At 42.8% G+C, this 19,058-nt stretch carries 16 protein-coding genes, 6 pseudogenes and 1 other annotated feature; of the genes and pseudogenes, 13 read left to right on the top strand and 9 right to left on the bottom strand.

Going from position 1 to position 19,058, the window contains the following annotated elements:
- Nucleotides 1-252: 252 nt before the first annotated feature.
- From BLV33_RS22335 to BLV33_RS22345, 3 genes are all read left to right on the top strand, one after another.
- Nucleotides 253-636, top strand: a complete 384-nt coding sequence (locus tag BLV33_RS22335; RefSeq protein WP_090797122.1) for a MerR family transcriptional regulator — start codon at nucleotides 253-255, stop codon at nucleotides 634-636.
- Nucleotides 637-712: 76 nt separating this feature from the next.
- Nucleotides 713-1,537: an NAD(P)-dependent oxidoreductase gene (locus tag BLV33_RS22340; protein WP_090797125.1), complete on the top strand. Its 825-nt coding sequence runs from the start codon at nucleotides 713-715 to the stop codon at nucleotides 1,535-1,537.
- 258 nt (nucleotides 1,538-1,795) lie between these two features.
- Nucleotides 1,796-2,086 carry an SDR family NAD(P)-dependent oxidoreductase gene (locus tag BLV33_RS22345; RefSeq protein ID WP_253187138.1) on the top strand — a complete coding sequence of 97 codons (291 nt, stop codon included), beginning with the start codon at nucleotides 1,796-1,798 and terminating at the stop codon, nucleotides 2,084-2,086.
- Between the two features lie 128 nt (nucleotides 2,087-2,214).
- On the opposite strand, the gene BLV33_RS22350 is transcribed toward BLV33_RS22345, so the two are convergent.
- The gene (locus tag BLV33_RS22350; protein ID WP_090797128.1) at nucleotides 2,215-3,168 is read right to left on the bottom strand and encodes an aldo/keto reductase; all 954 of its coding nucleotides are present in this window, start codon (nucleotides 3,166-3,168) and stop codon (nucleotides 2,215-2,217) included.
- Nucleotides 3,169-3,303: 135 nt separating this feature from the next.
- Nucleotides 3,304-4,122 carry a helix-turn-helix transcriptional regulator gene (locus BLV33_RS22355; RefSeq protein ID WP_090797131.1) on the bottom strand — a complete coding sequence of 273 codons (819 nt, stop codon included), beginning with the start codon at nucleotides 4,120-4,122 and terminating at the stop codon, nucleotides 3,304-3,306.
- Between the two features lie 269 nt (nucleotides 4,123-4,391).
- Here BLV33_RS22355 and BLV33_RS22360 point away from each other — a divergent pair, with 269 nt between their 5' ends.
- The 3 genes from BLV33_RS22360 (at nucleotide 4,392) to BLV33_RS22370 (ending at nucleotide 6,751) form a co-directional block, all read left to right on the top strand.
- Entirely contained in the window at nucleotides 4,392-4,898 is a 507-nt protein-coding gene (locus tag BLV33_RS22360; protein WP_090797135.1) for a DUF402 domain-containing protein, read from the top strand.
- Between the two features lie 217 nt (nucleotides 4,899-5,115).
- On the top strand, nucleotides 5,116-5,304 hold the full coding sequence (locus BLV33_RS22365; RefSeq protein ID WP_090797139.1) for a hypothetical protein: 189 nt from the start codon (nucleotides 5,116-5,118) through the stop codon (nucleotides 5,302-5,304).
- 619 nt (nucleotides 5,305-5,923) lie between these two features.
- Nucleotides 5,924-6,751: a protein-glutamine gamma-glutamyltransferase gene (locus BLV33_RS22370; protein WP_366414861.1), complete on the top strand. Its 828-nt coding sequence runs from the start codon at nucleotides 5,924-5,926 to the stop codon at nucleotides 6,749-6,751.
- A 398-nt stretch (nucleotides 6,752-7,149) separates the two neighbouring features.
- Here the strand turns inward: BLV33_RS22370 and BLV33_RS28940 are convergent.
- Nucleotides 7,150-7,230: pseudogene (locus tag BLV33_RS28940) on the bottom strand (FAD-dependent monooxygenase); the annotation flags it as partial.
- 473 nt (nucleotides 7,231-7,703) lie between these two features.
- Nucleotides 7,704-9,038 carry a hypothetical protein gene (locus BLV33_RS22380; RefSeq protein WP_090797146.1) on the bottom strand — a complete coding sequence of 445 codons (1,335 nt, stop codon included), beginning with the start codon at nucleotides 9,036-9,038 and terminating at the stop codon, nucleotides 7,704-7,706.
- Nucleotides 9,039-9,337: 299 nt separating this feature from the next.
- Between BLV33_RS22380 and BLV33_RS30230 the strand changes: the two are divergent.
- Together BLV33_RS30230 and BLV33_RS28945 are read left to right on the top strand one after the other, a co-directional pair.
- A pseudogene (locus BLV33_RS30230) lies at nucleotides 9,338-9,475 on the top strand (phospholipid methyltransferase); the annotation flags it as partial.
- A 1-nt stretch (nucleotide 9,476) separates the two neighbouring features.
- Complete coding sequence (locus BLV33_RS28945; protein ID WP_139305804.1) at nucleotides 9,477-9,878, top strand: MFS transporter; 402 nt, start codon at nucleotides 9,477-9,479, stop codon at nucleotides 9,876-9,878.
- 75 nt (nucleotides 9,879-9,953) lie between these two features.
- Here the strand turns inward: BLV33_RS28945 and BLV33_RS30235 are convergent.
- The 3 genes and pseudogenes from BLV33_RS30235 to BLV33_RS22405 form a co-directional block, all read right to left on the bottom strand.
- A pseudogene (locus BLV33_RS30235) lies at nucleotides 9,954-10,076 on the bottom strand (IS6 family transposase); the annotation flags it as partial.
- Between the two features lie 158 nt (nucleotides 10,077-10,234).
- Nucleotides 10,235-10,390: pseudogene (locus tag BLV33_RS22395) on the bottom strand (IS6 family transposase); the annotation flags it as partial.
- Nucleotides 10,391-10,781: 391 nt separating this feature from the next.
- The gene (locus tag BLV33_RS22405) at nucleotides 10,782-11,474 is read right to left on the bottom strand and encodes a DUF421 domain-containing protein (RefSeq protein ID WP_171909253.1); all 693 of its coding nucleotides are present in this window, start codon (nucleotides 11,472-11,474) and stop codon (nucleotides 10,782-10,784) included.
- Nucleotides 11,475-11,778: 304 nt separating this feature from the next.
- Here BLV33_RS22405 and BLV33_RS22410 point away from each other — a divergent pair, with 304 nt between their 5' ends.
- Nucleotides 11,779-12,222, top strand: coding sequence for a putative iron-sulfur cluster-binding metallochaperone (locus BLV33_RS22410; RefSeq protein WP_090797159.1), 444 nt, complete (start codon nucleotides 11,779-11,781; stop codon nucleotides 12,220-12,222).
- Nucleotides 12,223-12,249: 27 nt separating this feature from the next.
- On the opposite strand, the gene BLV33_RS28950 is transcribed toward BLV33_RS22410, so the two are convergent.
- Complete coding sequence (locus BLV33_RS28950) at nucleotides 12,250-12,495, bottom strand: hypothetical protein (protein ID WP_139305806.1); 246 nt, start codon at nucleotides 12,493-12,495, stop codon at nucleotides 12,250-12,252.
- 66 nt (nucleotides 12,496-12,561) lie between these two features.
- Between BLV33_RS28950 and BLV33_RS22415 the strand changes: the two genes are divergently transcribed.
- The gene (locus BLV33_RS22415) at nucleotides 12,562-12,762 is read left to right on the top strand and encodes a hypothetical protein (RefSeq protein ID WP_090797162.1); all 201 of its coding nucleotides are present in this window, start codon (nucleotides 12,562-12,564) and stop codon (nucleotides 12,760-12,762) included.
- 457 nt (nucleotides 12,763-13,219) lie between these two features.
- Here the strand turns inward: BLV33_RS22415 and BLV33_RS22420 are convergent, their stop codons facing one another.
- Nucleotides 13,220-14,668, bottom strand: coding sequence for an S-layer homology domain-containing protein (locus BLV33_RS22420; RefSeq protein WP_090797166.1), 1,449 nt, complete (start codon nucleotides 14,666-14,668; stop codon nucleotides 13,220-13,222).
- 220 nt (nucleotides 14,669-14,888) lie between these two features.
- Between BLV33_RS22420 and BLV33_RS22425 the strand changes: the two are divergent.
- From BLV33_RS22425 to BLV33_RS22435, 3 genes and pseudogenes are all read left to right on the top strand, one after another.
- Nucleotides 14,889-15,204 (top strand): annotated as a pseudogene (locus BLV33_RS22425) (IS6 family transposase); the annotation flags it as partial.
- A 932-nt stretch (nucleotides 15,205-16,136) separates the two neighbouring features.
- A pseudogene (locus BLV33_RS22430) lies at nucleotides 16,137-17,383 on the top strand (IS110 family transposase).
- Between the two features lie 731 nt (nucleotides 17,384-18,114).
- Nucleotides 18,115-18,690: a dihydrofolate reductase family protein gene (locus BLV33_RS22435; protein ID WP_090797170.1), complete on the top strand. Its 576-nt coding sequence runs from the start codon at nucleotides 18,115-18,117 to the stop codon at nucleotides 18,688-18,690.
- A 90-nt stretch (nucleotides 18,691-18,780) separates the two neighbouring features.
- Nucleotides 18,781-19,045: a binding site (T-box leader), on the top strand.
- The last annotated feature ends 13 nt before the right edge of the window (nucleotides 19,046-19,058 follow it).

Genomic DNA, 19,058 nt, shown 5'->3' on the forward strand with positions numbered 1-19,058 from the left:
CCGCAAGGTCTTAATAAATGGTATTTTGTATCGTTGAATTGTGTTCACGCATAAATTCCCTTCTTCATTGAAAAAATAAGAGGTGAGATTAAGTGACAGTATTATAAATCAGCAGCAAAACATTTCAAGCCTTGGTTGAATGGGCTCCAACAGCAAAATGCGGATTTACAGGCCTTTTGTACGCCCTTTACAATGCCACCATAAGATGATATTCTATAAACACGACGGTAACGTCATGTTTAGGGGTGACCAATGAAAGACCGCATGCGCATAGGTGATTTAACCGAACGAGCCGGGGTAACTCACCGCACTGTTCGATATTACGAGAGTATAGGACTGATACCTTCAGGTGAGCGTGAAGGCAACGGCCAGCACTACTACACAGAAGAGACGGTTGCCCGCCTCCGAAAAATTGACCAATTAAAGAAGCTTGGACTTAGTCTGGAAGAAATAAGAGACGTTATTGATCTCTATTTCATTGACCCAAGTGGTGTACAACCTAAACAGAAAGTCCTCGCTATCCTGCGGCAGCATCTCGCAGAGGCTGACCAGAAGATCGATGGGTTACAGCAATTCCGGACTGATTTACAGGCCAACATCGAACGCTTCGAGCGCTGGTTCAAGGAAAAAGAATAGCATTAATTTTTTTTGCTTCAAACATGTCGTCAACGTCATGTTTGAATATAAGTTTTTTGTAGGAGGGTTAAAAATTATGAATGAAGCTATCGGATTCATCGGACTTGGCAATTTAGGATTACCTATGGCTACCAATCTCCTTAATGCCGGATATTCTCTCACGGTGTACAACCGAACTGCGAGTAAAGCAGCATCTCTAGTTGCTCAGGGCGCACGGCTGGCGTCCCAGCCGGTTGAGGCTGTAACGGCCGGAGGAATTATCGCAACTATTTTGTGGGATGATGCATCTGTGGAAAGCATCGTCATGAGCGATGGCTTTTTAGAAAAGCTTGGTACGGGTGGTGTTCACATCTCGATGAGCACGGTATCGCCAGATACATCAAGGAAGCTTGCAGCTCTTCACGCAGAGCATGGGAGTATCCTGGTGGAAGCGCCAATCTTCGGAGTCCCACAGGCAGCGGTCGCCCGTCAACTCTCCATCCCCATGGCGGGTCCGCAGAAGGCCAAGGAATGCGTTAGACCGATTCTAGAGGCGATGGGAGGATTGAATATTTTCGACTTCGGTGAAGAAGTGGGCGCAGCAAATCAAGTTAAGCTCGTGGGAAACTTCATGATTACTTCAGCCGTGTACACAATTAGAGAAGCCCTCGCGATGGTCGAGAAGAATGGGGGCGATCCCAAAGCCGTGATTGATATGCTAACCCAAACGCTGTTTAACGCTCCTATCTATAAGAGATATGGCCAGATGGTTGTCGACAAAGTAGATCATCTCTTCACACAAAACAAGATCCCGCTGAAGGATGTGGGCATCTTTAAAAAAACATCACAACACGTGGAGTCTCCCACTCCTATGTCAAGTCTATTGTACGACCTATTGAGTAGCGAGCAAGGACAAGGCTAACATCAAAAATCCGGTGCGATGTTCATGTTAAGAATTGGTAGTATGGGATCGACCAGTTCGAAACCTAAGAAAAGACTGAACTAAACGGGGCGCTTCATCCGGCATCGGCAAGGTATATGCCGAGGAATTGGCGGCCAAAGGCAGCCATGTTATTCTGAAGACAAGCTGGAAGTACAGGCTAATGAATTAGCCGAAAAGTATGGCATTCAAGCCTAAGCCCTAGCTAGCGATTTATCCAAACCTGGCGCAGCACGCCGATTGGCTGAGCAAATTACCGCCCTCGGCCTGTTCGTTAATATTCTAATTAACAATGCAGGCTTCGGTACCTATGGACGCTTCGAGGACATCTCCAGCGATCGAGAACAAGAAGAGATTATGCTTAATATTGCCTCGCTCGTTGAATTGACTCATCAATTTTTACCTGATATGGTGCAGAAGAAAGATGGCATCATCGTGAATGTGGCTTCCTTGGCTGCTTTTCAACCGGGAGCGTATATGGCCGTTTACTGTGCTAGCAAAGCTTTTGTCCTGTCCTTCACCGAGGCGTGATCAGTGCGAGCTTGCCTTTGTAGTGAACCATAAATTCGACCTCCTAAGTACGGTGATTGATTTTAGGATAAACCTTTTTTTCTGCACCAAATGCATTTAGAATATTTATTCTATTGTAGTATAGGGGTTTAGATACTACTGCCCGGGAAACGACTGCCTGCGGCAATCCCTTTAGGCGAGATGCGTTCGATCTGCGCCAGATCATCTGCTGACAAGGAAACCTGCAGAGCACCGAGGTTCTCCTGAACGCGGTCCAGTCGTTTCGTTCCTGGAATCGGAACGATCTGTTCGCCCTGCGCCAAAAGCCATGCCAGTCCCAGCTGGGCGGCGGTGCAGCCTTTTTGCGCGGCCATCTTTTCTATCAGAGTGACGACATTTACGTTCTTGACAAAATTCTCGCCTTGGAATCTTGGGTAATAGCGCCGATAATCGTCTTCCGGCAAATCCTCAAACTTCTTGATCTGACCGGTCAGGAAGCCTCGGCCCAGCGGGCTGTAAGGTACTAAGCCGATACCGAGCTCCCTTAGAACCGGCAGCACTTCATCCTCCACTTCCCGGCTCCAAAGCGAATACTCGGTTTCTACCGCGGCAATTGGATGCACGGCATGCGCACGGCGTATAAGATCGGCCGGAGCTTCTGACAATCCGATGTAGCGTACCTTCCCTTGTTGGACTAAATCAGCCAGCGTTCCGACCGTCTCTTCGATGGGAGTATTCGGATCAGGACGGTGCTGATAATACAGGTCGATATAATCAATGTCTAGACTGAAGAGGCTGGCATCGATGGACTTCTTGATATAAGCTGGATCTCCTTTTGGACCCTGACTGTGCGTAATCCCGAATTTAGTCGCTATAATTGCCTCCCCGCGCCGGCCTTTGAGAGCCCGCCCAACGAGTTTCTCATTGCTTCCGAACCGTCCTAGCGTGTATTCACCGTAAAGATCCGCTGTATCGAACATCGTTACGCCGAGATCCAGTGCTCCCTGGATGGTGTGCACAGACTCTTCGTTGTTTGGCATCATCATCGTTCCGAGGCCAAGAGCCGACACTTCAAGCTCGCGTCCCAGCATTCTTTTTTGCATCGTATGATTCCCTCTTTTCAGTAGTTTATGATGTAGGTTGAACATGTACCTATTCTACCCGACCTGCACCGAGGCAACCACAGTACGCTTATACTAGTAAGAAAATTACCAGGCTGCAGGTGGCAAACAGCCACTTTACGGAGATTTTATACCATCTGCCGTAACCGGTGTATAGATACATACATACAGATCCTGATTGTCAGAGAGACTGGATAGGGAATTAATATCGAAAGGAACCGGCTTCGCAGTTCCAGGCAGCTGCAAGAAAACCCGACTGACTTTCTTGAGCTGAATATCATACAGTCTCCATATCGTTCCAAACTCCATGCTACTCTCGAGAAGCTGCTCCACCGTCTCCTCAAACCAAGGATCTCCCTTATACTTATCATAATAAGTTCTGAACACAGCAACCGAAGAGCGCGCAAATTCTTCCCAGTTGATCATGCGGCGACGCATCTCAGGATCCGTGAACAGTAAACGAATCAAGATGCGATCAGCACCAGGCATAGAAGTGAAGTCGGCAAGCGTCTCATTGGCTGCTTGATTCCAAGCTAGCACTTCCGACCTTTCATTGGTGATGTACGAAGGATACGACAATTGACCGATAATGTTATGCCACTGCGAATGTAGCACAGATGGTACGGAGTGAATGACAGTAGGTTCATTGGGATTCCATAGCTGGAACAAATGCACGCTCTCGTCCGGAGTCAACTGGAGCGCTTTTGCGATATTCTCGATAATCTCCTTCGAAGCCGTTACTTCCCTGCCTTGTTCCAGCCACGTATAATACGTTGTGCTAACTCCTGCCAGCATGGCGATTTCTTCCCGCCGCAGTCCCGGCGTTCTTCGCTGCCCATAAGAGTGGCTGAATCCCACTTCCTCCGGCTGAAGCCGTTCCCTGCGGGATTTCAGAAAAGCCCCCATCGTTTTTGCTTTGCTATTTTCAACGGCCATATGCCACCTGCTCTCGCAACCAAAATAACTACACCATCCATTTTACCTTAACCTTGTCTGCACTTAAACATCGTCAACAAATAACCTAAGAGTGATATGGTGAATCGTACCATCAGCCGCCGAGGCTTTTCTTTTTTAATCGCTCATAAAACACCAACTTTTGTGCACATGTGAAACTGGTCATTAAGCTAAACGGGTACGATAGTTGAGCAACATCGTGCCATTAATACATAGGTCATCATTACTGGTGGAAATGAAGGGATGACGACATGTATGATGAAATCAATATCCAGGTTTTGAAATTTGGTGATCACCTACATTATGAGTGGACAACAAAGCTTTTAGAAAAAACCGAAACTCATATTTTTGTGTTAGGTGAATACGGAAGAAAATTAAACCATCACACTAAGCAAAAAATATTTACAGTAGATAATTGGACAATTGAATTTTTTTCATTTGATTTGTGGTTTACTGTCAGCGCTGACGTAGTTGACGGGAAGATAAAGCAGTACTATTGCAATATTAACGAACCTGCGAAGATCAAGGGAAATACAGTTTCATTTGTAGATTTAGACTTAGATCTAATCCAACGAAACGGTGATTGGAAGGTTGTTGATGAAGATGAATTTGAAATCAATTCTGTTAGATTTAATTATCCAGAAGAATTAATCAGGAGAAGCAGGAAAGAGCTAAATAACTTACAAGATCGAGTAAAGAACAACAAGTTTCCTTTTGATGGCGCAATCGAACGATTTATAAAGTTTATCCCAAAGTGAAATATTTATGGTAACAGCCGAATGGCACAACGAATCCATTGTTACGCTAACGGAGAACGAGGGAGTTGAGGAGCTTGCCTTGAGGTAGCTCCTTTTTCGTTTATTGAAGTAATGGGCGGGAGTGTTAACAAAAAGTGTTAAGATGATGTGGGCAACATTTAGTTGTTTGGATTCGTTATAAAAGCAAGAAATAATTAGCAATAATGAGGAGGACAGGATGAACCGAAAATTTAAGAACCTTTCTGTATTGGTCATATTATTAATATTCGGTGTGACTGTTTGGGCGACATTACAACGTAACTGGGCAAAAAATTCAAAATTTCATCCATCCAGCATAACTATCGAAAGAATAGGTGAATTACAACAAGTAAAGCAGGAACCTCCTACCATTTTACCAAGTAGATAATCCACTATTGACACAAAAAATCTATGATACTCTTTTGGATTTAAAACCTGTACCCGATGGTGAGTATCACTGTCGGATTGATTTTGGTATATCGTATAATATGAGTTTCTATGAAAACGGGAAGAAAGTATTTTTCGCCAATGCGAACGGTGGGGGATGCAATTCATTCAGATTCAAGGAAAAAATGGTTTCAGATCAAACGATTCTTTTTGGAGACTGATGCAAGAAGCTACGGGAATGAATACACAACAACTTGGGGGATCTCCAGGATCATTTTAGCCTCTTAATCTACCCTTTAACGCACGCACAATGCCAATGACCATTTACTTCACTAACGGATAACTATAGAAAGTGAATTATAAGGGCGTTTGACTCACGATGATTGCTGAGATTAAAGCCATTCGCTCCACGGCTGACAAAGGTGCAATTGTCAATAACAGCAGCGATTGAAAATTAAAACAAGAAGCGAGGAAATCTGATGAATTTTAACATGTTAACTCTCTGCAATGGATTGCCCGTTCATTGAAAGATGTGCGGTTGAATACAATATGGTGAACATAAGTGTTAACATTATCCTGAGTTGAAAGGATGACTGAGCATTGTGATCACCGTATCAGGAATGAATTCTATAGATCCATCCCTATTTTCGGGTATGGAACGTGCCATTTTTATGCGAAAGGATCAAAGCCCGATTGTATACAGATATGAATCGCTTACACAGTTGAGATTCGAACTGAATTTAAGAATAAAAATACTTGAAGCCGCGAATGGACTCTTAAGGAGCAAAGCAGCATTTGCTTCCTTTAAGAAATCAAGATGCAACACTATATTTTGGAACCTTACAGCATATGGGGGGTTTGCTCTTAAGAGGGGTGATTTGCCCTCAACAGCGATAAGAGATATTTTCACAAACGGTGCTCTCTATGCTTTTGAGTGCTCTACAGCGATGGTCATCGTTTTGTATAAGGCAGTTCTTGATTCCATCGGCGAATATAGATTCAACCAATATTTTGCGGATCTCCTTTTGTGGTACTGGGTCCTTGATAAAGATCTTAGGTATATCACCATAAATAGCAGCAGAGAAAGCTATCCGGGAGATATTCTTTATTTTAATAATCCGGACTTCATCCCCGATACACCGGAATGGCGGGGTGAGAATGTTGTTAAATTCGACGAAAACCTTTATTACGGACATGGTATTGGCATAACCAATGCAGAAGGCATAATAGCTGTACTTAACAAAATAAGAAAACCGAATAGTACACGATCCGCTTACCTTCTAGAACAAGCCTCATACCCGGATTTCAAATATTTATTTCATATTGCGGCTGGCCGCAGCTCCGATCATTATGTTTATGAATCCGTACAGCAATTCAACAGAAACCTCATAACTGCAAAAATTGGGCTCTCTCGTCAAATCAGAGTGTTTGACATTTGTAATCACTAAAAAAAGGTAGAGTAGATTTTTTTAAGAGGACGTACTATTCAAATAGCTGTCAAGGATGTGGATCAGAGGGATTCTGGATCGTTCGCTAAGTATGATTTAGTACAGTGGTATGACAAGAAGCTTATCTCCAATTAGGAGAACAGAAAGGAACCACTATAGATTTATAAATAATTGGTTTACTCGGAGAACTGGACAAGCCTGTTAAGAATTATTGAGAACAAACCAATTTATCGGAAGAAGATTGAGAAGACTTAGTTTCTTTTTCGAGGTTAATAAGTTGTAGGACAGATGTTACCCTATAAATTACTTCAGCTACCTTTTGTTCACAAAGTCCATTTTGTTCTTGATCGTATAATGTTAGGGCATCAGTTAAGTCTTAATGTTAGCTTTCGGACGCGGGCGTCATGAATGCCGGTGTTGCCGCCGAATCCGCCCGTAGGCGGCATCACGTGAGCCGCGTCGCCGACTAGAAACGCTCGCCCTACGGTGTGTGGTCAGCTATATAGGCAGCCTTCAGGCATGGTTTAAGGACCCGAGCAAGAAACTGTCGCCAGCCGAGAAGATCGTCGATGATAACGCCGTCGTCTTGGGGCGCTCATTCCCGAATATGGGTTTTCTGATGAAAAATTTGAGAATCCGCATACGCCGTCGGGACGACCCGGCTCACTCGCGGCGCACGTGCTTGTCGAGCACCAAGGCGAGCGGGCTCTCCACAATTGATATCTGTAACGGCCAACGCGCCATAGCGGATCTTTATCATCATAATTTATGGGACTTTGCGAGGATCGGCAATCGACGATTGCTTCTCTACCTGAGATCATCCTTGGAATTAAGAAAAAAGGATTGAAATTGGTAACAGTTTCATCCAAACCTTAATTGGGTGGCTTTCATTGCTGATTGTAAGGGGTCTTAAATATCATTCGTCTGTCCTTTAAGCGGTAGAAATGATCAATCAATTATTTGGATTGGCAGCATAGTCTAACCAATAAAGTGTGAGTGACCAACCCACGATAACGTGTCGCAAATATTCATTAGAAATCGGTGTCCTATCACCGTTATTATCATCGTTATCTTCAGACATACGACTTTGATTCTGAGAATCATGCTTTTCTTTTTGAGTACCCTGTTCCCCATTCGCCACAATGTCTTCGATGCGCCAAGGCGATTGTTTGGACTTCCGGTTGAAAATAAACAAATATGCGATGTTTCGTTTCGAATCTCCTTTCTTATGAATAGCAACCTGCAATTCGAGTTCTACGGATAAGTTCTCATCCCAGCCGGAATCGTTTGTGTTGTCCGTATTCCCCGATCCTCGGTGTTTTTTGGTTCGAATGGACATCAACGATTCCATTTCCTGAATGAAAAACTCGAATTTTTCTTTTGCAATTCCTTCTGAAACTTGCCGGAGTATTTCCGAATCCTGCTGATTCATTGCTTCAACAAAGCTTTCCGCTAAAATAAGCGGGGAAGCGGAATCGAAAAACGATCTTAGATTTCCTGCAGCCTTATGCACCATCAACTGATGCGCAAGATCAGGATCATTGGATCGATGCGTAGTGCTACGAAAGAAATGGACACAAAAATGTCCTGAAAAACCATTGTCTGGAATACCATCCCCACCATGGGGCATGCCATTCATGGATGCAGCTAACCATTCATGATTCGAATGAACGAGAATCGCTTTCCGCTTCCAGCTCCAACGGCCGTTATAAATTTGTTTCATGATTTTCGTGTCTTCTTTCGTGAGTGGTTGTACATCCGCATGATCGTTTCCCGCCCGTCGTTGAACCTGAAAAGTAAGACCCGTTTCCAAATCCGTTATGGAGAAAATGCTTTTACGAGACACAATATGCTCAGCATCTTCCCATGAAATCAATTTCCCGTAATGGTTTTTTCTCAACGTATCTGCATAATTCAGCAATTTGCTCGAAACATTTCTTGGCAGTACAAGCCGTTTCAATTCAGATTCATCCCATAAATTTCCCGATTGCTCTAAACGAAAACGCTTTTCTTGATTGCCTTGCAGCATGGTTACATAAATATCGGTCATACAGGAGGCGTTGGTAACATTCTCCTTTTTAGCATTATTCAATGCTTGAGCGATTTCGGGACTGTCGATATCGAGCCTACTTTCCAACTCCGAGCTTTGACTCGAACGTACGCTTATGGTAACCATGGTTTTCTGGGAAACCTCTGCGGCAAATGCCGGGAATCGTTGTTCCGGAAGCGTAAAAATAACCACTACCGCAAGCATCGTCGCAATTCCTCGATAAAATTGTTTAAACATGTCTTACCCCCTGCCCAACATAATTGAAGTCCAAGAAAATAATACTAACTCCTGTCTTTATTATTTTCCGCAAAATGGATAGATATGTGATGAAAAGGGGGGGGACTCAGTTTGTCGACGAAACCACGCTATATCTCATTTTCTACTTCGTTTGTTTATTCATAGTAACCGGTTTTGCGAAAAAACCTCATAAGGATGAGCGAAGTTATTACGAGTCCCGTGGATATCGATTCTGGTGCAAAAATATTTTTACATACCATATGTAGTGTGAAGTTGAAGTCAAATGAAATTTTAGGGCACTGTTCATTGCTTTTCAATATTCATTACAGATGAAAAAGCAATTGAGCAAGCATTTTGAAATCGAAAAGATCACATTTGTTCCCATGAACGTACCGCCAGCATTCGTATATGTCTGTCGCAAAAAGGAGGCCCAGTAAGATGACTGAGGATCATTTCCCCAAGGTAAATTGCGGCATAAGAATAACCGATGACTGGTTGATGATCGCGCTCGTCATCTTTGCACAGTTGATGCCGTCTGCTTTCCTGAGTGTCTTCATCAGTCCACTTACCGATCGTTTTCCCAAGCAGTTGAGCATGATCTTCGCCGACCTTACTCGGGTCGTCTTGATACTAAGTATGATCTTTTTCGTCCATTCTCGTGGATGTTGCTGTTCCTCGTGCTGCTCAATGGCGTTGCCAAAACGATCTTTGAACCAGCGCGCATCGCTTCGGTACGTCGAATTGTCGGGAACCATAGCATCCCGACGGTATCGCCTTGTTCCAATACGAAAACAGCAGGTTGAAAAAACACCTGCTATTTCTGAGCCAATGGATCAATAATTTGTCGGGTTGACTGCATAAAATTCTTATAATCTATAATTAAGACTACCCTTTTTAATTTTTGCAACACAACCGATAGGTCCAATGACCTTTCACTTTGATATAGGTCTCATCGCACCTCCATGAATCATTCACAGGTTTTAGATGGGGACGAACTTTATTGGCTATTTCTAGAGAATATTCATCGACCCATCTCATAGAGGGCACTGAAAAAGTCACTTTTTTAAAAACAATAAAATAGCAGAAAAAAACGAGCCTCTAGAATCGCTTCTAAGGCTCGTTATGCATTTAGGGAGACATCTTTGAATCCCCTAATTTCTTTGTTTTTTCAAAAACAGTACTATTTCAGTGCCCTCCATAATGGTTGTGTGAGAGATTGATATGCCTCGTTCAGACATCATTTCTACCAAATCACGTTAACTTAATCGGTATAGAAGATACCACCTTACCGTTAGTAAAATGATTTCCACCCCAAAATGTTTCCATTTGAATAGATTGAGTCCTTTTTCCATTTTTATAAGTTCGATCTCCAGCCCCCCTCGGACTTTAATCAAATAACATTCAATGTAGGGGCAGTGAGCGAACGACTAAAGTCGGCTTCTACTGCTTCTTTTTGATTTACTTATTTTGAACTGAATGCTTTTGTGCGTCAGAATTAGAACTAACCAAGATCCTAAAGCAATTATACCTTCGCCGGTATTAGATTTGAGTTCCGTAAAATAATGACTTAACAACACTCCAGTCATTGTTATTGCAAGACAATCGAAAAAAATGACTGAAGCAGATTGTCCCGTGTTAAAAAACGCATACCTAATGAAAGACAGCATACAAAATATTATTTGTATAACAACCATTATAAAAAAGAGATTGGCTTTCATATCTTTAACTCCTTATCTGAAATCTTTACATCTGACTTTCTCTTGTAACACGGAGGTCAACAAAGAGAGTTCCCTTGCTGTCCATCTGCACGAATAACACATTTTCAAGCTGAACGCCGCGTTTATACAGTTCTTTCAGCAACCATTTTCGGCTCTTTCCGACTGGTTTAAGGTTTTCTTCGAGTACGTTCCCTTCCACAACGCATAGGATTGGTAATCCTCTGGATGATGATTGAATATTCATGTCGCTCCGACTAAGTGGTAGGGCTTGAGCCTTCTTTAATACAGTTATAGTCCCATCCGTCTCCAAGATCGCAGTCTCAACTTCGTCCAGGTAAAAAATATCTTTCTTACGTAGCAACATAAGCAGCTCATGAACACTTAGTCGGATTCCTTTCAAAAGGTCGTCACGCACTTGTCCGTTTTCAATGATTACCGTGTACTGGCTTTCGAGTAGCCGGCGACCACGAGATGATTTCATGGCGATAAAGTCCGACAGCAAAACAAGAAGTGAAAACGCGGAAAGGCTCAGGAGACCCAGCCATAGGGGCACATCTTTTTTGAACATAAGATTGCCACCAATTGATCCGAAGGTCGTTCCGGCAACGAAATCGAAGAACGTCATTTGGGAAATCAGCTTTTTACCGAGTATCCGTGACCAGAGTATCAGCCCGCCAAGAGCCATTACCGATCGTAACAGTGAATCCCATACATCCAAGGTGAGAACCCCCCTTCTTTGTAATTCATTCTTGCCGATTTCTGTCATTCGATACAATATGTACAGATTTTCCCATCCACACAAATCAGACCGGATGCCTCTTAAAAGAGATACCCGGTCTGATAAGGGATTAGTTGTTAAAATTATAACGATAATACACTATAATGATAAGGTCGATAAAGTGATGAAATAGTACATCTGAACAAAACACTAGATTTTATACATATGTCCAATTTTAATGTTATGCTAAAACTTAATAATCCTTCGAAAGTACGAGATGGCACACTGAATAGGAGTGATATTTATGGAGAGTTGTTGTCAAACATCTAGCAAACCTAAAACCATCTATATTTGCCCTTCTTGTGGGCAGAATGGAAAAAGCGTCCCACCAGTTACTCTTAAAGCATTGCTTAAACCTTCTGCATTGGAGATTTTCCAACCCGAATTACCATATGCTTTTTGCTCCACTCCTTCATGTGATGTTGTCTATTTTAGTGATACGCAAACCTTTAGCAAAGATACCCTCAAAGTCTCGGTTTTCCAAAAGGAGGATTCGCTGGATGTACCCGTTTGTTATTGTTTTGGCTGGACGAGAGAGCGTCTAAAGGCAGTTCAAGATAAAAAACAACCAATTGACCATATTCGAGAACAAGTTCAAGCTGATCGTTGTGGTTGTGAAGTCAACAATCCGCAAGGGTCTTGCTGTTTAGGCAATGTCACTGCATTTGTTCGTAACCTCGGCACGTAACAACACAATTGCTCTTGTGATGCGTTCTTAGCGTATGGAAAAATGCTTATTTTGAGGGCATTTCCGGCTTATCGTACGAAATCCGCGTTTTGTTGGCGGGACTGAGTCAATAACATGAATCTGTAATTGGTCCTCGTCTCTATGATGGACACCGCCGTATCCACCACTGTGATCGTGGTGTACTCCGTACCCACCGTATATACCACCATAACCTACGTATCCGTAGTAGGGATACGGATAATGATGTCCATGGTGATGCCCGTAATATGCCATTAAATAATCCCCTCCCAAATTCTCAGTTAGAATAACAGCTTATGTGTGTCAGGGCAATGGAGAAGCTTGGCTAATCGAATTGGGCCGGATAAAGTTCATGGTCAGGAAGACAAAACAATTCGTTCGTACCATACTGAGTATTTTTATAAATCACTAATTGCCATCGGGGCGACGAAAGCTGAACTCCTCTTGGTTGATGGCGTAGGACATGGGAAAACCTTACGTTCAAAAACTTGGGATTATTGGACGAACTGGATATTCAACTAACGGAAAACGATAGCACAATAAAGGTCGGCCTTTCTGTTGTAGTGGTGGGGAAGGAATTCACTAATGATAAAATATGAAGTGATCAACTCAAAATTGTCAGAAGTAAAGTTGCTAGTGTCAGGTGATAAAAAAGTCTGGAACCAATTTTGTTGATTTTACTGGGCTTGCCGCAGTACGTGATAAAGACGACAAAAAGAAAGTGTGGAACCGCTAGAATTTACCATGTAAAGAAAGTGGGAAACCGCTATTTTAACGAGTGAATAAAGTATGAAATTAAATGTTTATATTCTAAACTTAAAATTTAGAAAAGGCCATGAATGATTCGGTTCTGGTGCAAAAATATTTTTACCTACCATATGTAGTGTGAATTTGAAATCAAATCAGAATTTATGTCACTATATATTGTGGCCATAAAATTTTTTGCACCAGAACCATAAAAAAAACGATTCGTATAAGCTTACTTCTTCAAGGTGGTCAAGCTTTCGTAATCGTGAATGGCATACCCCACGAAAGAGGCGCGGCTTTGGAGAGTATCGACTACTTTCCCGAGTTCCTGCATCATTAGCGTCTGTCCTTTATCATGAAAGGTAATGGGCCCTTCGTTGCTCGGTTTCGTTTCCACAGCGACAATAATGGACTTCCCATCTTTATCCGCCTCATCCATTTCTTTCGCGACACTGCTGAGAATATCGTTCGAATTGTCATGATAAGCCATCAGGGTAGTTTGATCAAGCTCTCGAATCATCCAGTCGGACAAGGTAGTACGTCCGCCATGTCCATCCGGCACATTGATCTTCTCCAACCATACCGGTAAATCGGCTCCTACGATCAAATGAGGGGAATCTTTTTTGATCTCTTCAACGAAACCGCTCACCGTATCTGTCCATAACCCAAGCATCGTATCGGTGTTCTGGTTCCATACCGGCATAACGAACGGCTCTACGTCTAGATGGATTCCTTTGAACTGTTGATTAGCCTGGGCTTTTTTATTGTAGTTTTTAACCCAATCGAGAAGCTTGTACATATTAATCTGGTTTTCGAGCAAAATCCAATTGGGTGCTCCTCCCAATGCATGAACCTCAATGCCAAGAGTACCGGCTTTCGAAATAAAATCCCCGTATTCATTCGCAGGAATATCAGGATCAATCTGCAGAAAAATGAGGTTGATTTTGTTTTGCTGGAGAAACTGTAACACTTCGTCTTTTTTCGGCAGAAGCGAATTGGTATTCCAAAGCCAGGTGGCATTATACTTCGGTTTTCCTGCAGCCGCCGCAGTTTTGTTCAGACTGCCGGGCACAGTCTTCATCGACAAATCGAGCAATGCGGCCATTTCCTGGCGTGTCATAAGTTCCTGCGGCCGATATGACCATACATCATCGTTATGCGAAACGTCCGCACCGTACCACCCTTGGGCGATCACACTGCTAATCGCTTCCACCGCCCAGTTGTCGGATTTTTCACGGAAGTTCAGAGCAGGACCGGGGGACAGTCCGCTTTTTTTGGCATACCGCCAGACCATGGCGGAGGCTTCTTGGCGTTTAGCGGGTTTATCCGGTGAAAAGATTGCATCCGAGGTGCCGTCTATGATCCCCGCTTGATAAGCGGCGCGTATATAAGGCGCAGCCCAATGTTCTTGGATGTCCGTAAACGGTACCGGATTGCCATCATCTTTTAATTGAAAAGCAACTGCCAAAAATTTTGCAAGCTGAGCACGGGTCAACGTCTGTTCAGGGCCAAATAAACCTTGACCAATCCCGTCGACGACATCGAGTTGCTTTAAATCTTCAATATAGGGAAGGTATGAATTGGTATGCGGTATGTCTGTGAAAGCTTCTGCTAACACAGGGGGTCCCGTCAATGAAATTGTGGCAAGAGCAATAGACAAAATGAACGTAATTTTTTTCATTCAGGTTCCTCACTTGTTTTGTTTTTTATGCAACAGCACGCAACTAAAATCACTGACTTTGCAGCATTCTCAACACTGTGGCAACAAGTCCACCTCTTTATGTATTCGTATGTGACTGCAGTTTTCCGTCTTCATGAACCCCCCCTTTAAAAGAGGGCCCTTAAAGGGTTGTGGTGCAAAGCTCTAATTCATGATAACGTAATTGATAATGAAGTCAGGGATGGTGAGCGAGCGGGGTTTAAAGATATCCCATACAACGATCATGAGATGGGTCCATGAGTTTGGGCCCGAAATAGATAAACGAATCCGCAGCTATTTGAAACCCTCAAACGATTCGTGGCGAACGGACGAAACATACATCAAAGTCAAAGGTCAATGGAAGTATTTATATCGTGCAGTTGATTCTATGGGGAAAACGATTGATTTCATGTTATCTGAAAATCGTGATATGCCGGCAGCTAAGCGTTTTCTTTACAAAAGCTCTGTCCTCTTCACATCATCAATTACCTCGTGTGATCACTTTGGATAAAAACCCGGCAATCCACCAGCAATATTAATCAGACTTAATACTTCTCTGTTTCTTAAATTTAATAAATCATCATCATACCTCACTAAATGATTTTGGACCGTCCTGAAGTAAAAATTAGGACGGCCATGATGTCATTTTATTCTTCTAGCGGTTCCACACTTTTTAACTGGTTCCAGAGTTTTTTACTGGTTCCAAACTTTCTTTACTGGTTCCACACTTTTTTATCACCGAAAAGCTAGATGTGGATATTGTTGTTCAACCTATTGAAGAGATCATTGCTAACTTTCACCTTGATGTGACTCAAAAGACAACACTTTCTACAATGAAGGGTTCTTATCACTATCAAGAAGTCGGGAGTTCTTGAGGTAACATATTGGCCTCAAAAAAAGAGTTTATTCATTGAGATTCATGAAAATAGAATATCAGATTGGAATAAAAACCTGATTCTTCCGTTTTCAGAATCATTAGCTGAGCGCTTTTCTGGAGTAGTCCAGTCAAGCAATTAAATATTTAAAGACGTTTTATAAGGACAAGAACTTTCATCAATGCCGATCCTTATTAAATTCGTTATGCGATTGGTTGTCCGCACGTTTGCCACCATTTCGCACAATGAAGAAACGACTCCCACCGACATGTCCTCATAAAAAGACTAATATTCGATAGTGGCTGTTGCGGCTGGGTCATCGTTACTGATAAGAACAGTAGCAAATCTACCTTGGTCATTAGGATTCAAAATAGGTCCTGAAGTAAAAGCGTGCTAACTGAACGGCAAGTTTTAAGGCCATCCTTTGCGGGATGGCCCTTTCTGTGTAGAACATCACTAAACTAAACATTCCTGTAAGGGCTAAGAAATGGCCTTTGTCAAAAAAGGAGCACCTCGGTATGATGGGTTTGTAGACGGGTTTGTAACCCAACACCATCAAAGGAGGCGCTCTTATTATGAAGTTTAAGCAAATCAACGGACAAAATCAACGGATTGAACGAATTTCCCCGCTCAGCTTGTTGTAGGCATCGACATGGCAAAGGAAATTCATGTAGCTCAAGCCACTAACTTTCGAGGCATTGTTCTTGCCAAGCGACATCTCACGTTCAAAAACGCAATTGAAGGCTATGAAAAATTACAACGTTGGATGGATGAATTACAACAAAAGCACCGACTGAAGACCGTCATCATCGGTATGGAACCCACCGGACACTATTGGTGGAACTTGGCGAATTGGCTTGCAAATAAAGGCCTTAACGTCGTCATGGTGAACCCGGCCACCACCAAACGAAACAAGGAGAACCGCGATAACAGTCCATCCAAGAGCGATCCCAAGGACGCGCTTGTCATCGCAGACGTCGTCTGTCGAGGATACTACTACGATTACACTCGACAGGCAAACGTGTTCCAAAGGTTGCGTACGGTTATGAGTGATCGGGAATTTTGGGTGACTCATAGCGTCCGATTGCAGAATCGGATCATCCGTTGGTTGGACATTCGGTTTCCCGAATACACGTCGGTTTTCAAGGATTGGACCTGCCCACGATCCTTGGCTACGCTCAAAGAATTCCCTTCTCCGCTAGATCTAAAATCTCGATCCGTATCGGAGGTGATCACCGGTTGGAGAGAGCATATGCAGCGAGCGGGCGGTTCAACCGGAATGGAAAAAGCGGCGCAACTCATCGCTCAAGCGAAGCAGGATTTAGAACGGTTATTGGAAGAGTATGAGCGTATCGTTGAAACACTAGAGAAGATGGAACAGGAACTGTTGGCACTTCTCGGTGAAATTCCTATGGCCAAGCAACTACGGTCGGTCAAAGGCCTCGGCACGATCTTCATCGCGGCCATTCTCTCCGGTGCAGGCGACCTCAAACAGTATGCCCATGGACGTCAGTTATTGCGTAAAGCGGGCTTAAATCTGGCCGAAAGCATGTCTGGCAAGCGCAAGGGGCAGATCGTGCTTTCCAAACGGGGAGATGCGAAGCTGCGAAAATATATGTATCTGGCTACGATCACCCTCGTGGGAACGAATCCCGTCTTTCGACAGATGCATGAAAACAATGTTCAAGTCAAGAAAATGAAGAAACAACAGTCGATATTTAAACTGCTTGGAAAACTGGCTCGGATACTGATCGGCATCGTTGGGCGGGGAGAAACGTTTTCTCCCGAAAAAGCGAGTGCCGTTTTTACAGACGCTGCATAAGAAATCTGAAAGCCACGTAGATTGACTCATTCGCAGGATTTCAAACAAAGAAAGCACGGAGAACCAAGTTCGTATCCGATAAGGGCACAGACCCATCCGCTAAACGCTATCGGTCTCCACACCTTGGACAAGTATGACGATGGAATGTAAGGGCCTAGACCCGTTGAGCCATGGGATGGTGAACTTCCAGGGAAATGGTGGAGGAAGCGTGCAGTAGAAAAAAAGGCTTTGGGGAAATGCTCCAGCCATTTCTTCTATTCCCGCATGCCCAAAAATGTAACGGCGGGCTCTCACCAGCTTACTTCCCTAACGATCACTGTATCCAAAGGTGATGAAATCCTGCGAATGAGTGAGCATACGTGAGAAAACCCCTTAAAACCGAGGGACGGGTACGATAGCTTAATGAGATCTATAAATACATGTATGTAAAAAGTACTTCAAAACTTATTTGTAAATCAGCATTTTTAGCTAGAAAAACCACTTCAAAACTTTATTTGTAAATCACTTTTATAAGAAAAACCAGCAAGCCCTTGAATTTGTTGGTTTCTTGTACTTCAAAACTTATTTGTCACCCAACATTTTGTTGTTGGTTTACAAATAAGTTTTTGAAGTATCGAGTTCTCAAATATAGCAATCGATAAGAAATCATTAAAAATGTTACTTGCTATAATAATGGAAAGTTAAGATCGTCATGCAGTGCGGTAATCCAACCCGAGAAAGGAGAAATAAAAATGAGAAAAGTAATTGCAGCGTCATATGTTACACTTGATGGCTTTATAGTAGGATTAAATGAAGACATGAGTTGGGTTAGTAACAACCCCGATGAAGAAATGAAGAAAGAAGAAATCATCGATGGACAAAGTACGGTGGACACTCTTTTACTAGGGCGAGTGACTTATGAACTTTGGTCGGGTTACTGGCCAAACAAGAATGGGGATGTTAACCCCGCAGCTGAACATATAAATCATACACCCAAAATTGTTTTTTCAAAGACACTGGAAACTGCCCCTTGGGGTAAGTGGAATAATGCAAAAGTGGTTAAAGACAATATTACTGAAAAAATCCAAAATCTGAAACATCAATCTGGTAATGATATGATGATATGGGGTAGTGCCAGCATCGTACAAACTTTTACGAATCTTGGCTTAATCGATGAGTATCGACTTTTAGTTTGTCCCGTTGTTTTAGGAAGCGGAAAACCATTGTTTGAAAATATTAATGACAGGGTTAATCTCAAGCTTGTAAAGTCTAAGACGTTTAAGAATGGTGTAGTTTCGCTTTACTATCAGCCAGGGAAAAAACCATAAGGTGAAGTTATGTTCAAGTTTGTAATGTTTTCGAATTTTTAAATATTATATTTACCTCACAAGGGTTTTTTGATAATATAATCACAATATTTAAATGCGATGAAGAGAAGAGTAGATAGAGGGATTCTTTCACAGAGAGCTCCGTTAGCTGAAAAGGAGTAAAGAATTTTTTATTGAAAAAAGCCTCAGAGCAGCACACCGGAACCCCGTGAAAAGGAGGATGGTGTGACAGGAGCTCCTGTTACAGAGCTAGAGTATAAGCATTAATTGTAATGTCGTACTTGAAGAGGTTAATATGGCGACATATTAGCGAATCTGGGGTGGTACCACGAGCATACCAAATCTCGTCCCTAAGACTGAATCAAGTC

The sequence above is a fragment of the Paenibacillus sp. GP183 genome (assembly GCF_900104695.1).
Lineage (GTDB): Bacteria > Bacillota > Bacilli > Paenibacillales > NBRC-103111 > Paenibacillus_AI.

Excerpts from the sequence above, each read along its gene's own strand:
- BLV33_RS22335 (WP_090797122.1), top strand. The coding sequence starts at position 253 with ATGAAAGACCGCATGCGCATAGGTGATTTAACCGAACGAGCCGGGGTA.
- BLV33_RS22340 (WP_090797125.1), top strand. The coding sequence starts at position 713 with ATGAATGAAGCTATCGGATTCATCGGACTTGGCAATTTAGGATTACCT.
- BLV33_RS22350 (WP_090797128.1), bottom strand. The coding sequence starts at position 3,168 with ATGCAAAAAAGAATGCTGGGACGCGAGCTTGAAGTGTCGGCTCTTGGC.
- BLV33_RS22355 (WP_090797131.1), bottom strand. The coding sequence starts at position 4,122 with ATGGCCGTTGAAAATAGCAAAGCAAAAACGATGGGGGCTTTTCTGAAA.
- BLV33_RS22360 (WP_090797135.1), top strand. The coding sequence starts at position 4,392 with ATGTATGATGAAATCAATATCCAGGTTTTGAAATTTGGTGATCACCTA.
- BLV33_RS22365 (WP_090797139.1), top strand. The coding sequence starts at position 5,116 with ATGAACCGAAAATTTAAGAACCTTTCTGTATTGGTCATATTATTAATA.
- BLV33_RS22370 (WP_366414861.1), top strand. The coding sequence starts at position 5,924 with ATGAATTCTATAGATCCATCCCTATTTTCGGGTATGGAACGTGCCATT.
- BLV33_RS22380 (WP_090797146.1), bottom strand. The coding sequence starts at position 9,038 with ATGTTTAAACAATTTTATCGAGGAATTGCGACGATGCTTGCGGTAGTG.
- BLV33_RS28945 (WP_139305804.1), top strand. The coding sequence starts at position 9,477 with ATGACTGAGGATCATTTCCCCAAGGTAAATTGCGGCATAAGAATAACC.
- BLV33_RS22410 (WP_090797159.1), top strand. The coding sequence starts at position 11,779 with ATGGAGAGTTGTTGTCAAACATCTAGCAAACCTAAAACCATCTATATT.
- BLV33_RS28950 (WP_139305806.1), bottom strand. The coding sequence starts at position 12,495 with ATGGCATATTACGGGCATCACCATGGACATCATTATCCGTATCCCTAC.
- BLV33_RS22420 (WP_090797166.1), bottom strand. The coding sequence starts at position 14,668 with ATGAAAAAAATTACGTTCATTTTGTCTATTGCTCTTGCCACAATTTCA.
- BLV33_RS22435 (WP_090797170.1), top strand. The coding sequence starts at position 18,115 with ATGAGAAAAGTAATTGCAGCGTCATATGTTACACTTGATGGCTTTATA.